The 14,232-nt window shown below is 71.2% G+C and carries 13 protein-coding genes; 5 read left to right on the plus strand and 8 right to left on the minus strand.

Translation table 11 applies throughout. The features are described from left to right. Genes M6G08_RS27345 through M6G08_RS27355 form a run of 3 tightly spaced genes read left to right on the plus strand, consistent with a single transcriptional unit; the run spans position 1 to position 3,912 of the window. On the plus strand, positions 1 to 1,305 hold the full coding sequence (locus M6G08_RS27345; RefSeq protein ID WP_272589784.1) for an ATP-grasp domain-containing protein: 1,305 nt from the start codon (positions 1 to 3) through the stop codon (positions 1,303 to 1,305). 12 nt (positions 1,306 to 1,317) lie between these two features. Further along, complete coding sequence (locus tag M6G08_RS27350) at positions 1,318 to 3,363, plus strand: CocE/NonD family hydrolase (protein ID WP_272589785.1); 2,046 nt, start codon at positions 1,318 to 1,320, stop codon at positions 3,361 to 3,363. Positions 3,364 to 3,405: 42 nt separating this feature from the next. Beyond that, entirely contained in the window at positions 3,406 to 3,912 is a 507-nt protein-coding gene (locus tag M6G08_RS27355; protein WP_272589786.1) for a nucleotide triphosphate diphosphatase NUDT15, read from the plus strand. 9 nt (positions 3,913 to 3,921) lie between these two features. Here M6G08_RS27355 and M6G08_RS27360 read toward each other — a convergent pair whose 3' ends face one another. After that, positions 3,922 to 4,416 (minus strand): HIT family protein, encoded by a 495-nt coding sequence (locus tag M6G08_RS27360; RefSeq protein ID WP_272589787.1) that lies wholly within the window; start codon positions 4,414 to 4,416, stop codon positions 3,922 to 3,924. A gap of 146 nt (positions 4,417 to 4,562) precedes the next feature. On the opposite strand from M6G08_RS27360, the gene M6G08_RS27365 reads away from it, so the two are divergent. Next, positions 4,563 to 5,759 (plus strand): glycoside hydrolase family 64 protein, encoded by a 1,197-nt coding sequence (locus M6G08_RS27365; RefSeq protein WP_272589788.1) that lies wholly within the window; start codon positions 4,563 to 4,565, stop codon positions 5,757 to 5,759. Positions 5,760 to 5,870: 111 nt separating this feature from the next. Here the strand turns inward: M6G08_RS27365 and M6G08_RS27370 are convergent, their stop codons facing one another. The 4 genes from M6G08_RS27370 to M6G08_RS27385 form a co-directional block, all read right to left on the minus strand. Beyond that, positions 5,871 to 7,313 (minus strand): GH1 family beta-glucosidase, encoded by a 1,443-nt coding sequence (locus M6G08_RS27370; protein ID WP_272589789.1) that lies wholly within the window; start codon positions 7,311 to 7,313, stop codon positions 5,871 to 5,873. A 106-nt stretch (positions 7,314 to 7,419) separates the two neighbouring features. Then, a complete protein-coding gene (locus M6G08_RS27375) occupies positions 7,420 to 8,343 on the minus strand; it encodes a carbohydrate ABC transporter permease (RefSeq protein ID WP_272589790.1) in 924 nt (307 codons plus the stop codon). 12 nt (positions 8,344 to 8,355) lie between these two features. Then, entirely contained in the window at positions 8,356 to 9,342 is a 987-nt protein-coding gene (locus tag M6G08_RS27380; RefSeq protein ID WP_272589791.1) for a carbohydrate ABC transporter permease, read from the minus strand. A 106-nt stretch (positions 9,343 to 9,448) separates the two neighbouring features. Next, positions 9,449 to 10,756 carry an ABC transporter substrate-binding protein gene (locus tag M6G08_RS27385; protein ID WP_272589792.1) on the minus strand — a complete coding sequence of 436 codons (1,308 nt, stop codon included), beginning with the start codon at positions 10,754 to 10,756 and terminating at the stop codon, positions 9,449 to 9,451. Between the two features lie 260 nt (positions 10,757 to 11,016). Between M6G08_RS27385 and M6G08_RS27390 the strand changes: the two genes are divergently transcribed. Beyond that, positions 11,017 to 12,030 carry a LacI family DNA-binding transcriptional regulator gene (locus M6G08_RS27390; RefSeq protein WP_272589793.1) on the plus strand — a complete coding sequence of 338 codons (1,014 nt, stop codon included), beginning with the start codon at positions 11,017 to 11,019 and terminating at the stop codon, positions 12,028 to 12,030. 3 nt (positions 12,031 to 12,033) lie between these two features. Here M6G08_RS27390 and M6G08_RS27395 read toward each other — a convergent pair whose 3' ends face one another. From M6G08_RS27395 to M6G08_RS27405, 3 genes are all read right to left on the minus strand, one after another. Then, positions 12,034 to 12,717 (minus strand): haloacid dehalogenase type II, encoded by a 684-nt coding sequence (locus M6G08_RS27395; protein WP_272589794.1) that lies wholly within the window; start codon positions 12,715 to 12,717, stop codon positions 12,034 to 12,036. A gap of 117 nt (positions 12,718 to 12,834) precedes the next feature. Continuing rightward, positions 12,835 to 13,323, minus strand: coding sequence for a DUF6083 domain-containing protein (locus tag M6G08_RS27400; protein ID WP_272589795.1), 489 nt, complete (start codon positions 13,321 to 13,323; stop codon positions 12,835 to 12,837). A gap of 229 nt (positions 13,324 to 13,552) precedes the next feature. Then, a complete protein-coding gene (locus M6G08_RS27405; RefSeq protein ID WP_272589796.1) occupies positions 13,553 to 14,161 on the minus strand; it encodes a GNAT family N-acetyltransferase in 609 nt (202 codons plus the stop codon). Positions 14,162 to 14,232 lie beyond the last annotated feature (71 nt).

The following is a 14,232-nucleotide window of genomic DNA, read 5'->3' on the forward strand; positions in this document are numbered from 1 at the left end:
GTGTCTGACGACAAGGTCAAGAACGTCTTCGTGGTCGGTCTCGACGAGGCCAACCTTCCGGTGCTCGAGTCCGTGCCGGGTGCCGAATCGCTGCGCTTCCACGGACTGCTGACGGTCGAGGAGCTGCAGGACGGCGAGGTGCGCCTGCCGGCGGTGCTGGAGAAGGCACAGACGGTGCTGGACGAGTTCGACGGGAGCATCGACGCGATCGTCGGCTACTGGGACTTCCCGGTCAGCACCCTCGTCCCGATCCTCGGCGAGAGGTACGGCACCCGGACCACGAGTCTCGAGTCGGTGGTCAAGTGCGAGCACAAGTACTGGAGCCGGCTCGAACAGCGGGAGGTGACGGACCGGCATCCGCGCTTCGGCCGCGTCGACCTGGCGGCGGACCCGCCGCGTCCGCCGGACGGCGTGCGGTTCCCGATGTGGCTCAAGCCCGCGTTGTCCTATTCGTCCGAACTCGCTTTCGGCGTCGGGGACGAGGAGGAGTTCCGCAAGGCCGTCGCGGAGGTGCGCGAGGGCATCTCCCGTGTCGGCCGCCCCTTCGAGCACATCCTCGACCGAGTGGACCTGCCGCCGGAGATGAACGGTGTCGGAGGCCGGGTGTGTCTCGCCGAGGAGGCGTTGTCGGGCGTGCAGGTCGCGGTGGAGGGCTATGTGCACGACGGCGAGGTGGTCGTCTACGGCACGCTCGACTCCATCGACTATCCGGACTCACCGTGCTTCCTGCGCCACCAGTACCCCTCCATGCTGCCCGCGGACGTCGTCGCCCGGCTGCGCGACGTCACCGAGCGGGTGATGCGCCGGATCGGCTTCGACAACGCGACGTTCAGCGTGGAGTACTTCTACGACCCGGGCAGCCAGGACATCAGCCTGCTGGAGATCAACCCGCGCCACTCCCAGTCCCACGCCGAGCTGTTCCAGTACGTGGACGGCGTGCCCAACCACCACGCCATGCTCGCCCTCGCCCTCGGCCGGGACCCGCGCATGCCGCACCGCGAGGGCCGGTACGCGATGGCGGCGAAGTGGTACTACCGCTGGTTCACGGACGGTGTGGTGCGCCACGTGCCCTCCGCCGAGGACGTCGCCCGCGTCGAACGCGAGATACCGGGCGTACGGATCGAGGTCCTGCCCGAGCCGGGCCGACGGCTCTCCGACCTCTCCCAGCAGGACAGTTACAGCTACGAACTCGCGCACATCTTCACCGGCGGCGACGACGAGGCGGACCTGCGCAGGAAGTACGACCAGTGCGTCGCTGCCCTGGGCCTCACCTTCGACGGGCCGCCGGAAGGAGCGCGGAGTTAAGGAGCGCCGACCATGCGTCATGTGACCCACCTGCCGTACACGACCAAGGAAGAGGAACACGTCGTCATCCCGATGTCGGACGGCGTCCGTCTGTCGGCGCGGATCTGGCGGCCCACGTCGTCGGACCACGAACCCGTGCCGGCGGTGCTGGAGTACATCCCGTACCGCAAGCGCGACCTCACCGCCGAACGCGATTCGATCCACCACCCCTACATCGCCGGGCACGGTTACGCCTGTGTCCGCGTCGACCTGCGGGGCACCGGCGAGTCGGAGGGGGTGCTGCGCGACGAGTACCTGGAGATCGAGCAGCGCGACGCCGAGGAGGTGCTGGCCTGGCTCGCCGACCAGCCCTGGTGCGACGGCGGCACGGGGATGATGGGGCTGTCGTGGGGGGCGTTCGCGGCCCTCCAGGTTGCGGCCCGCCGGCCACCGAGCCTCAAGGCGATCGTGATCGCGTCCTTCACCGACGACCGACACGCCGACGACATGCACTACATGGGCGGCGCCATGCTGTCGGACAACCTGGCCGAGGCGGGCACCATGTTCGCCTACGCCACCTGTCCCCCCGACCCGGCCGTGGCCGGCGACAGCTGGCGCGACATGTGGCACGAACGCCTCGAGCACGCGCGCCCCTGGGTCGTGGAGTGGCTGCGCCACCAGCGGCTCGACGACTACTGGCGGCACGCCTCGGTCTCCGGGAACTACGCGGACGTGCGCTGTCCGGTGCTCGCGTCCAGCGGCTGGGCGGACGGCTACTCCAACGCCGTGACCCGGCTGCTCGCCCACCTGGACGTGCCCCGCAAGGGGCTCATCGGCCCTTGGTCGCACAAGTTCCCCCACCTCGGCGAACCGGGGCCCGCCATCGGTTACCTCCAGGAGGTCGTGCGCTGGTGGGACCACTGGCTCAAGGGCGTCGACAACGGCGTGATGGACGGCCCGATGCTGCGGACGTGGATGCAGGACAGCGTCCCGCCGTCCACCTCGTACGAACAGCGGCCGGGACGCTGGGTGGCGGAGCCCGAGTGGCCGTCCCCGCATGTCCGTCCGGTCACGCACCCGCTCACCGGGCGGCGGATCGGGCCCGCCCTCGCAGCGGACGTGGAGGCGGGTCCCGGGGACGGAGGAGAGGACCTGACCGTGCGGTCCCCGTTGTCCGTCGGCCAGTTCGCGGGCAAGTGGGCCTCCTACAACGCGCCGCCCGACCTGCCTTACGACCAGCGCGAGGAGGACGGCGGTTCCCTCGTCTTCGAGACCGAGCCGCTGACCGAGCGGATGGAGATCCTCGGTTCGCCGGCCGTCGACCTCGATCTGACGGCCGACCAGCCGATCGCCATGGTGGCCGCGCGCCTGTCGGACGTCCACCCGGACGGAGCCGCCACCCGGGTCACCTACGGTCTGCTCAACCTCACCCGCCTGGACAGCGCCGAAGAACCCGAGCCGCTGGTGCCCGGCCGCCGCTACCGGGCCAGGGTCCACCTCAACGGAGTGGCACAGAGTTTCCCGCCCGGCCACCGCGTCCGGCTCTCGCTGTCCACGTCCTACTGGCCGCTCGCCTGGCCGCCGCCGAAACCGGCGATGCTCGGCCTCCGCGAGGGCTCCAGCACGCTCACCCTCCCGGTGCGTCCCCCGGAGCAGGCCGACGACAGCCTGGCGGTGCCGTTCGGCGAGCCCGAGGGCACCCCGCCCCTCGCCACCACGACGATCACGCCCCCGGAGGAACGGTGGGACGTGAAGCGGGACCTGGTCGGATACCACGCCGAGCTGGAGACGGTGAAGGACCGGGGCACGGTCCGCTTCGAGGAGATCGGCCTCGACGTCGGCCGCCGCGCGCACGAACGCTACTCCTCCGTCGCCGACGACTTCACGTCCGTGAGCGGTGAGTCCACGTGGACGATGGACTTCAGGCGCGCCGACTGGGATGTGCGCGTGGTCACCCACACCCGTCTCACCTGCGACGAGAGCCGGTTCTTCGTCGACGCCACGCTGGACGGCTACGAGGGCGGCCGACGGGTGTTCTCGCGCACCTGGAACGAGACGGTGCCGCGCGACCTGCTGTAGGACCGGTGGCCCCGGACGGCCGCGACGGTGTGGAATGGCGGGGTGAACTCTCGTACTCCCGGCGCCGAGCGCCCCGAACGCGCCCGCCCCGCCGCCCACAGTCTCACCGGTGTCGGCCTCGCCGTCCTCGATCCCGCCGGCCGGGTCCTGCTCGGCCTCGGCCACGACGGGCGCTGGGAACTCCCGGGCGGCAAGGTCGACGCCGGTGAGGACTTCGAGACGGCCGCCGCCCGGGAACTGGCGGAGGAGACCGGGCTCGTGGCGGACCCGGCGGACGTACGGGTCCTGGCGGTCCTCGTCGACGGCCTGGGCGGGCTGACCCGCGTGACGGCGGCGGCCGTCACCCGGGGCGCTGCCGGGACGCCCCGGGTCACCGAGCCGGACAAAATCGTGCGCTGGGGGTGGTTCGCCCGCCCGGCGGTGCCCTCCGCGCTCTTCGCGCCGTCCGCCTGTGTGCTGGACTGCCTGTGGCCCGAGACGACGCCACGGGGGCCCGCCGGAGTACGGCACTACGGACCGCTCGGCGGCACGGACACCCAAAGCGGCTGAACGGGCCGCTCAGCGCGTCGGGTCCGCCGGGCCGGTCGAACCGAGCACCTTCCTCAGCCGGTCGCAAACGCGCTCCACCTCCGGTGGGTCCGGGAAGCTCCCGGCCCGCCCCATCGCCACCTGCAGCGCCGGCCCGAAGGCGTCGAAGCGGGCCATGTCCGCGCCGCCGACGGGCTGCACGACGAAGTGGATGTGGCCGGGCACTCCCCCGGCGTGCGACCACAGGCACACATAGACCTGCTCCGGGGTCATCACCTCGGTGACGGCGGCGCTGACCCGCCGCAGCAGCGGCCCCAGTTCGCCGGACTCCTCCGCGGTCAGGCCGGCGACGTGCACCACGTGCCGGACGGGCTTGACCACGAGGGTGCCGGCACCGAACGGCCCGACGCAGTGTTCCACCGCCCATGCCCCGGTGCGCAGTACGGTGCCGCCCGGCAACGGGGCTCTGCCCGCCATCAGGTCGCACGCCAGACAGCCGTCGCCCGCACCGGAATCCGTGACCACGCCACTTCCCTCCCCGCACCACCGGACAGGCCGACAACCCTACGCCCTCCCCACACATTGACATGAACGCGCCCTGGCGAGACGCTGAGAGCGCTCTCAGGTTCGGTACGGACCAATCCCCCCCCACACCCGCACGGAGGTCGAGGGTGCTCTCCAGCCTCAAACACCGTCTGCTCGCCGTGGTCTCGGCCGCGGGCCTGGCCGGCGCACTGCTCACGTTCGGCGGCTCGCCGCCCGCGGACGCGGCGGTTCCCGCCACCATCCCCCTGAAGATCACCAACAACTCCGGCCGCGGCGAGCCGGTCCACATCTACAACCTGGGCACCTCGCTGACGACAGGTCAGCAGGGCTGGGCCGACGCGAGCGGCACCTTCCACGCCTGGCCCGCCGGCGGCAATCCCCCCACCCCCGCACCGGACGCGTCCATCCCCGGTCCCGCCGCCGGACAGACCAAGACGATCCGCGTCCCCAAGCTGTCGGGGCGCATCTACTTCTCGTACGGCCAGAAGCTCGACTTCCGCCTCACCACGGGCGGCCTGGTGCAGCCGGCGGTCCAGAACCCGAACGACCCCAACCGCGACATCCTGTTCAACTGGTCCGAGTACACACTCAACGACTCCGGGCTGTGGCTGAACAGCACGCAGGTCGACATGTTCTCCGCTCCCTACACCGTCGGCGTGCGGCGCGCCGACGGCGGCGTGAGCAGCGCGGGCCGGCTGAAGGCCGGCGGCTACAGCGGCGTCCTCGACGCGCTGCGGGCGCAGCCCGGCTGGGGCGGGCTGATCCAGACGCGGTCCGACGGCACCGTCCTTCGGGCGCTGGCACCGCTGTACGGCGTGGAGACCGGTGCCCTGCCCGCGTCCGTCATGGACGACTACATCAACCGGGTCTGGCAGAAGTACACGACGAGCACCCTCACCGTCACCCCGTTCGCCGACCGCCCCGGCACGAAGTACTACGGACGCGTCTCGGGCGGCGTCATGAACTTCACCGACGGCTCCGGTGCGGTCGTCACGAGCTTCCAGAAGCCGGACGCCTCCAGCGTCTTCGGCTGCCACAAGCTCCTGGACGCCCCGAACGACCAGGTGCGCGGGCCGATCTCCCGCACCCTGTGCGCCGGTTTCAACCGCTCCACGCTGCTGAGCAACCCGAACCAGCCCGACTCCTCGGCGGACGGCTTCTACCAGGACTCGGTGACCAATCACTACGCGCGGATCATCCACGCCCACATGGCCGACGGGAAGGCGTACGCCTTCGCCTTCGACGACGTCGGCCACCACGAGTCGCTGGTGCACGACGGCGACCCGGTCGAGGCGCGGCTGACGCTCGACCCGCTCGACTGACCCGGCCGGAAGGCGCCCGCCCCCGTCCCCGCGCAGATGCGCGGGGACGGGGGCGGGCTCTTGGTGCGGCACCGTGCGGGGCGGCGGATGGCGGTGCCGCACCGGGTCCGGTCAGGCGCCGGGCAGAACGCCGGTGCGGGCGACCTCGGAGTACCAGCGGGCGCTCGCCTTGGGGATGCGGGTGCCGGTCGGGTAGTCCACGTAGACGGCGCCGAAGCGCTTGCCGTAGCCGTGCGCCCACTCGAAGTTGTCCAGCAGCGACCACAGGAAGTAGCCGCGCACGTCCGCTCCGTCCAGAATGGCCCGGTGCACGGCGGCCAGGTGCTCGCGCACATAGGCGATCCGGGCGGGGTCGTTGACCTGGCCCGCCGGGTCGGCGTAGTCGTCAAAGGCGGCACCGTTCTCGGTGATGACCAGCGGCAGCCTCGGGAAGTCGGACGCCAGCCTGCGCAGCAGGTCGTACAGGCCGGTCGGGTCGACGGCCCAGCCCATGGCCGTGGTGTCGCCCGGCGGCTGGTGGAAGGCGACCCGGTCGGCGCCCGGCCAGGGGCTGTGCGGGCTGTTGCCGTGCCCGTCCGAGGTGTGCGCACCGCTGCCGTCGGCCTCGGAGACGACGGTGGGCGTGTAGTAGTTGACGCCGAGGAAGTCCAGCGGCTGCCGGATCTGTTGGAGGTCGCCGTCGCGCACGAAGGACCAGTCGGTGAGCGCGGCGGTGTCCTTGAGCAGATCCTCCGGGTAGGCGCCCTGGAGCATCGGTCCGGTGAAGACCCGGTTGGCGAGCGCGTCGATCCGGCGGGCCGCGTCGGCATCGCCGTCACCGCCGGTCAGCGGGCGGACGTGGTGGATGTTGAGGGTGACGGAGCACTGGGCGTCCGCGCGGACCCGCTCGCGCAGCGCCTGGACGGCGAGACCGTGGGCCAGGTTGAGGTGGTGGGCGGCGCGCAGGGCGGCGACCGGGTCGGTGCGTCCGGGGGCGTGCACGCCGGAGCCGTAGCCGAGGAAGGCGCTGCACCAGGGCTCGTTGAGGGTGGTCCAGGTCTTCACCCGGTCGCCGAGGGCGTCCGCGGCGAGGGCCGCGTACTCGGCGAACCGCTCGGCCGTGGCGCGCTCGGGCCAGCCCCCGGCGTCCTCCAGTTCCTGCGGCAGGTCCCAGTGGTAGAGGGTGGCGACGGGCTGGATGCCCTTGTCCAGCAGTTCGTCGACGAGGCGCCGGTAGAAGTCCAGGCCCTTCTGTACGGCGGGGCCGCGGCCGGTGGGCTGGATACGGGGCCAGGCGAGGGAGAAGCGGTAGGCGCCGAGGCCGAGTTCGGCCATGAGGGCGACGTCCTCGCGCCAGCGGTGGTAGTGGTCGGTGGCGGTGTCGCCGGTGTCGCCGTTGCGGACCCGGCCGGGGGTGCGGGCGTAGGTGTCCCAGATGGACGGGGTGCGGCCGTCCTCGGTGGCGGCCCCCTCGATCTGGTAGGAGGCGGTCGCGGAGCCCCAGAGGAAGCCCTTGGGGAAGGTCAGGGCGGCGTCCGGGGCGGCGGACGCGGGCTGCTGTGCGGCGGTGACCACGTGAGTCCTTTCGGGATGGAGGGTGCGGTGGGGTGAGGGTGCGCGGGCTCGTGCCCGGCGGGAAGGCGGCAGGAAGGAACGGGGGGGACGGCAGCAGGACGGCCGGTCAGCCCTTGACGGCGCCCGCCATGATGCCGCTGACGATCTTCCGGCCGAAGACGATGAACATCACCAGCAGGGGCAGCGTGCCGAGCAGCGCGCCCGCCATGATCAGCGACTGGTCGCGGACGTAGCCCGCGCTGAGCTGGGTGAGGGCGACGGGGACGGTCGGGTTGGTCATGTCGAGCACCACGAACGGCCAGAAGAAGTCGTTCCACGCGTGCACGAACGTGATCATGAACAGGACCGACATGGCGGGCCGCGCGACGGGCAGCACGATGCTCCAGAAGATGCGCAGCGAGTGCGCGCCGTCCACGCGTCCGGCCTCGACGAGTTCGTCCGGCAGTGCCTCCGAGAGGTACTGGCGCATGAAGAAGACACCGACCGCGCTGACCAGGGTGGGGAAGATGACGGCGGGCAGCTGCTGCGACCAGCCCAGCTCGGCCATCATCATGAACAGCGGTACGACGGCGAGCTGCGGGGGCACCATCATGGTGCCGATCACCAGCATCAGCAGGAGGTTGCGGCCCTTGAAGCGCAGCTTGGCGAAGGCGAATCCGGCCAGGGTCGCGAACAGCACCGTGGACAGGGCGATCACCCCGGCCACGATGAGGCTGTTGACCATGGCCTTGCCCATCGCGGCCTCGTCCCAGGCCCGGGCGAGGTTGCTGAACAGGTTCGGTCCGGGCAGGAACGGCGGCGGCGTCTGGCTGACCCGGGTGTTGTCGGTGGAGGCGGCCACCATGGTCCAGTACAGCGGAAAGATCGACAGTACCGCCATGATGGCGAGCAGGACGTAGGCGAGCGGGCCGGCGTGGTGCTGGCGTCCGGCGCGCTGGCGCAGCAGCCGGCGGCCGCCGCGGCCGGCCGGCTGCCCGGCGGGGGTCCGGGCCGGCGCGTCCGTCCGGGCCGGGAGGCTTTGGGTGGTCATGGCGACTCCAGGTCAGGACGTGCGGGAGCGCAGGCGCTTGATCAGACGCTGCGCCACGAAGGCGAGGACGAGCAGCATGAACATCGCCCAGGCGACGGTCGCCGAGCGGCCCATCTGGTAGTTCTTCCAGCCCTCCTCGTACAGGAGCAGGCCGAGCGTCTGGTACTGGTTGTCCGCGCCGCCGGTGATGCCGTTGGGGCCCTGGCCGAAGATCAGCGGCTCGCCGAACAGCTGGGTGGCGCCGATCGTGGAGAGCACGATGGTGAAGACGATGGTGGAGCGGATGCCGGGAACGGTGACGTGAATGAACTGCTGCCACCGGGAGGCGCCGTCGAGGGAGGCGGCCTCGTAGCGGTCGGCCGGGATGGCCTGCATGGCGGCCAGGTAGAGCAGCGCGTTGTAGCCGGTCCAGCGCCAGATGACGATGGTGGAGATCGCGGCCTGGGCCGGCCACTTGTCGGCCTCCCAGTTCACCGGGTCGATCCCGACGGTCCCCAGCGCCCAGTTGATCATGCCGAAGTCGCGTTCGAAGATCATGGTGAACACGAGGGCGGCCGCGGCGACCGACGTGGCGTAGGGCACGAGCGAGGCGACGCGGAAGAACAGCGAGGCGCGCATCCGGTAGTTGAGCAGGTGGGCCAGGCCCAGCGCCATCATCAGCTGCGGCACGGTGGAGATGACGCCGATGGTGATGGTGTTCTGCAGCGCGTTCCAGAACCGTGAGTCGCCCCAGAGCTCGACGTAGTTGTCGAACGCCACCCACTCCATGACGTCGAGGGTGGCCAGTTCCACGTCGTGCAGGGAGATCCACGAGGTGTAGACGAGGGGGTAGAAACTGAACGCCGCGAAGACGACGAAGAACGGTGCGACGAAGACGTACGGGGCGCCCTTGACGTCGAGCCGGTGCATCAGTGCGCCGCGCCGCCGGGCGGTGCCCGCGGCGCCCGTCCTGCCGGGCGGCTCCTCGCCGGTCCGGGCCTTGGTGGTGGAGGTGGCCACCGGACTTCCTTCCTGAGAGCGGAAAGCGGATGTGCGGGCCGGGTCACGGGCCCGCCGCTCGACTGGCGGCGGGCCCGGACGGCCACGGGAGACAGCGGCCCGCGGGTCAGCCGACCGCCTTCTCGATGCGCTCCGCGGTGGTCTTCCACGCCTCGTCACGCGAGTCGCCCTGCTCGATCAGGGTCAGGCCCTGGGAGAAGAGGTCCTTGATCGTGCCGTCCTTGCGGCCGAGGACCTGCTTGTCGGGTATCTCCTGGGCGGCGGCGCCGAAGATCTGGCCGATCGGCGCGTCGCTGAAGTACTCCGACTTGGCGTTCTTGACGTCGGGGGACTGCAGCGCCTGCTCCGAGGAGGGGATGTTGCCGATCTCCTTGAAGATGTGGGCCTGCTGCTCGGGCGCGGTCAGCCAGGCGACGAGCTTCTTGGCCTCCTCCTTGACCGGGCTCTGCTCGATCACGCCGAGGAAGGAGCCGCCCCAGTTGGCGCCCTTCGGGGCCCGGGCGACGTCCCACTTGCCCTTGTTGGCCTCACCGGCCTTCTCGCTGATGTGGCTGAGCATCCACGCCGGGCACACGGCCGTGGCGAACGTGCCGTTGGCCAGGCCCGGGTCCCAGCCCGGCTGGAACTGGCGGAGCTTGGCGGTGAGCCCTTCCTCACCGGCGTCGGCGGCGAGGTTCCACGCCTCCTTGACGGCGGGGTTGGTTTCGTGGATCAGGTCGCCCTGCTCGTTGTAGTACTGCTCGGGGTAGCCGTAGACCATGGCGTTGAACAGGCCGCTGGCCGCGTCCATGTAGGCCACGTCGTCGCCCTTGAAGTCCTTCTTGAAGGTGCGGCCGACCTCGACGTACTTCTTCCAGTCGCCCGCCCACAGCTTGGCGACCTCCTCGCGGTCGGTGGGCAGGCCGGCCTGCTCGAAGTAGTCCTTGCGGTAGCAGACGGCCATCGGGCCGATGTCGGTGCCCAGGCCCAGCACCTTGCCGTCCTCGGTGCTGATCTGCGACTCCTTCCAGGGCAGGAAGTGGTCGGTGCCCGCCGTCTTGGAGAAGTCGGCGAACTTGTCCGCCTGCGTCTCGGTGATCTCCTTGGCGCGGCCGATCTCGATGCCCTGGATGTCCTTCAGGCCCTTGCCGGCGGCGAGCCTGGTCTGCAGCGCGGTGTAGTACGTCTGCTCGTCACCGGCGATCTCGGCCTGGATGTCGACGTCCGGGTTCTCCTTCTCGTACTTCTCGAGGAGGCCCGTCTCCTTGATGCCCATCACCCCGTACATGCCCATGGTGATGACGGTCTTGCCGTCCTTCTTGCCGCCGCCGGTGACCGAGTCGTCACCGCTGCTGCAACCGACGACGAGTGACAGCGCGCCGACGGCCGCGACCGCCGCCACCGCCCTCGTGCGCAACGAACCGAGACTGCCCATGGATCTCCTCCTAGCGACGGCGCTCACACATGGAGTGGGAACGTGCCCAATTTGGTGGGCACGTTCCCACCCGGCGCAGTGAAGACTCGTGGGAGCGCGCCCATCTGTCAATGACTTGAACACAAGTTGCCCGTGAGTCCGAGGCCCCGCGTTCGCCTCCCGGTCCCCGAAGTCGCTCCGCGCAGGGCGGCGTCTGCAAGAATTGCCGCTGGTCACCTCCGCGGCAGGCATCGCCGCCGCGGCCGCCGAGGGGGGAGTACATGACCGGAGACCGCCGTCCCACGATCAAAACGGTCGCCGCCCGTGCCGGCGTGGGCCGCACCACCGTCTCCCGGGTCGTCAACGGCTCGGATCTCGTCAGTGCCGACGCACGGGCCCGCGTGCTCGCGGCCATCAAGGAACTCAACTACGTTCCCAACTCGGTCGCGCGCGGCCTGGTCACCAACCGCACCGACGCCGTGGCCCTGGTGATCCCGGAATCGGAGAGCAGGCTCGGGTCGGAGCCGTTCTTCGCCGCGCTGATCCGCGGCGTCAGCGGCGCGCTCGCCGACAGCCGGACCCAGTTGCAGCTGATGCTCGTCCGTGACCAGGCGGAGCGGGACCAGTTGACCGAGTCGGTGGCGACCCGCCGCGTGGACGGTGTCCTCCTGGTCTCCGTGCACTCCGAGGACCGGTTGCCGGGCATGCTGGAGGAGATGGGTTTGCCCACCGTGCTGGCCGGCCGCCGGGACGCGGGCGAGCGGCTGAGCTACGTCAACTCCGACAACGCCGGGGGTGCCGCCGCGGCGGTCCGGCACCTGCTCGGCAGGGGCCGGAGGAGGATCGCCACGATCGCCGGGCCGCTGGACATGGACGTCGGCCGCAGCCGACTGACGGGCTGGCGGAGGGCGCACGAGGAGGCGGGGCTGCCCGCCGGGGAACTCCTGGTCGAGGCGGGTGACTTCACCGAGGAGGGCGGTAGGCGGGCCATGCGTTTGCTTCTTGAACGCGTGCCGGATCTGGACGCGGTCTTCGCCGCCTCCGACCTCATGGCGGTCGGTGCTCTGGCCGAACTCCGCGAGCGGGGCAGGCAGGTGCCCGGGGACGTCGCCGTCGTCGGGTTCGAGGACTCCGTTCTCGCCCGCCACACCGATCCGCCGCTCACGACGGTGCGTCAGCCGGTGGAGGAACTGGGCCGGACCATGGCCCGTATCCTCACCGACATCACGCGGCACGGCGCACCCCGGCAGCAGACGACGCTTCCGACGGAGTTGGTGGTGCGCGAGTCGTCCTGACGCTCAGCCGAGCCGGTCGGCCAGATCGGCCAGGCCGTCGGCGTACAGGTCGAAGCGGTCCGACGAGGCGGGCGGGTCGCCGACGGGTCGGGCGACGTAGGCGGTGCGCAGGCCGAGGGCCTGTGCACCGCGCAGGTCCCAGGCGTGGGCGGCGACCATGAGGAGCCGGTTCGGCGGTCGGCCGGACACCGTGACGGCCAGCCGGTACACCGCCGGGTCCGGTTTGTAGCTGCGGGCGTCCTCGGCGGACAGCGCCTGGTGCCAGCGCAGTCCGGCGTGGGAGTTGAGCTGGAGCAGCGCCGTCCGCCCGGCGTTGGAGAGGCCGATCAGCGGGAACCGCTCGGCAAGCCGGGCGAGCCCCGGCACGGTGTCGGGCCAGGGCGGGAGCCTGCGACCCGACCGGGCCAGTTCCTCGACGGCGGCCGGATCGTGGACTCCGGCGGCGTCGGCGACAAGCCGGGCGGCCTCCAGATCGAGGACGTCGCTGGTGAGGTAGGGCCGGGCACCGTCGAGGACGCGGCGCTGCTCCCGTTCGACGTGGCGCTGCCACAGTGCGAGCAGTTCCTCGGCCCCGGCCTCGTCGACGGACGGGGCCAGCGCGCGGATTCCGGCGCGGATGCCGGCGGGTTCGTCGACGAGCGTGCCGAGCACGTCGAGGACGAGGGCGTCGATCTCCAGTGGTTGCATGGCAGAGGGCTCCCGGAGGACTACGAGGGTGCGGTGGTGGCAGTAGTGCCAACATCGCCGGGAGCCGACCGGATTCCTGCCCATGCCGAAACGACCGGACCGGGGCCGTGGAACGGTTCACCCCGCGTCGGGCAGCGCTCCCGGGCACTCGCCGTCCTGCGCCTGCCGCGTGGCGCGGCGCGCGTTCTCCTCGCGTACGGCGTCCAGCCAGCGCCACGGCCTCAACTCGTCCAGGGTGAGGCCGGGGCAGGCGAGTTGGTGAGGGATGCGGCAGGCCGAGCCCGGCGGGGGCTCGCTCAGTCCTCCGTTCCAGGCCTGCCCGCCCGGGTCGACGTGCCAGCGGTGCCCTGCGGGGACCAGGTGGGCGGGGACGGTGAGCCCGGGTTCGAGCAGCACGTGCTGACCGGTGTAGGTCAGGCGGCGTTCACCGGTCAGGCCGCAGTACGGGCAGACGGGCCGGGCAGGAGGCTCCGGCCCGGTGGCTCCGTCTTGTACGGCTTGCCTCCGGTCGGCGCTCTCCCAGGAACGCGGAGCGTCGACGGGTGACTGCCGGCTGCTGTCGGGGCCGGGCAACGGGACGAGTCGCGGTTCGTGTGTATCCGCCATGAAGGTGAGGGTGCGGCGCGGGCCGGAGGGCGGGTAGGGCGCAAAGCGGGCGCAAGGGCGGCATGGAGGTAGACCGGACGGGGCTCACGGACCCCCCGAATACCCGAATAACTTGCGTTTCACGTGAAACCGGACGGCACCCGCCGGAAGCGGCCTCGGATGTGCGGCAACGCGTCGCCGGGAGCGGCGGCATCTTCGCTCCCGGCTCGCTCCGGCCCTGCGCGTACCCTCAGGCGCCGACCGGTGAGCGCGGCTCGCGCCGCATGGCCCACAGCACCGGCCCGCCTCCCGGCAGAGCGAACTCCTCGCGCACGGTGAAGCCGAAGTGCTCGTAGAACCCGAGGTTCGACGACTTGGAGGACTCCAGGCAGACGGGCAGGCCCGCCGTGTCCGCCTTGGCCAGCCCCGAGCGCAGCAGGGCGGCTCCGTGTCCCCCGCCCTGCGCGGCCGGGTCGGCGCCCAGCACCGCCAGGTACCAGTGCGGTTCCTGAGGAGTGTGCCGGCCCGCGGCCTCGACCGCGTCGCGGAACAGCCCGGCCCGGTCGCCGAGGATGCTCACCAGTTCCTGGATCGTCTCCGCGTCGGGCACGGCCTGCGCCTGGCCCTCGGGCGGCACCCAGAAGGCCGCCGCGGCACCCGTACGCTCGCAGACGCCGTGGCGGACGTACTGCCGGGTGAAGATCGTGGTGAAGTAGCGGCCCAGCGCCTCCTGGCGAGAGGAGACGTCGGGGAAGAACCAGCGCATCATGGGGTCGTCGTCGAAGGCACGGGCCAGGGTCGCGCTGACCGCTGCGGCGTCGTCCGGCGTCGCCGTCTCCGGAGTGCTCGTTATCGGCATGAGGCCATTCTGCCCGACAGTTGATCTTGACGGTCCGGCCGGTACCCGGCTGACGCGTGTGCGCCTGGCAG

The organism is Streptomyces sp. M92 (genome assembly GCF_028473745.1).
Classification (GTDB): Bacteria; Actinomycetota; Actinomycetes; order Streptomycetales; family Streptomycetaceae; genus Streptomyces.

What these genes read in the sequence shown, in the direction of transcription:
- M6G08_RS27350 (WP_272589785.1), top strand. Translation starts at nt 1,318, where the DNA reads ATGCGTCATGTGACCCACCTGCCGTACACGACCAAGGAAGAGGAACAC.
- M6G08_RS27375 (WP_272589790.1), bottom strand. Translation starts at nt 8,343, where the DNA reads ATGACCACCCAAAGCCTCCCGGCCCGGACGGACGCGCCGGCCCGGACC.
- M6G08_RS27385 (WP_272589792.1), bottom strand. Translation starts at nt 10,756, where the DNA reads ATGGGCAGTCTCGGTTCGTTGCGCACGAGGGCGGTGGCGGCGGTCGCG.
- M6G08_RS27390 (WP_272589793.1), top strand. Translation starts at nt 11,017, where the DNA reads ATGACCGGAGACCGCCGTCCCACGATCAAAACGGTCGCCGCCCGTGCC.
- M6G08_RS27395 (WP_272589794.1), bottom strand. Translation starts at nt 12,717, where the DNA reads ATGCAACCACTGGAGATCGACGCCCTCGTCCTCGACGTGCTCGGCACG.
- M6G08_RS27400 (WP_272589795.1), bottom strand. Translation starts at nt 13,323, where the DNA reads ATGGCGGATACACACGAACCGCGACTCGTCCCGTTGCCCGGCCCCGAC.
- M6G08_RS27405 (WP_272589796.1), bottom strand. Translation starts at nt 14,161, where the DNA reads ATGCCGATAACGAGCACTCCGGAGACGGCGACGCCGGACGACGCCGCA.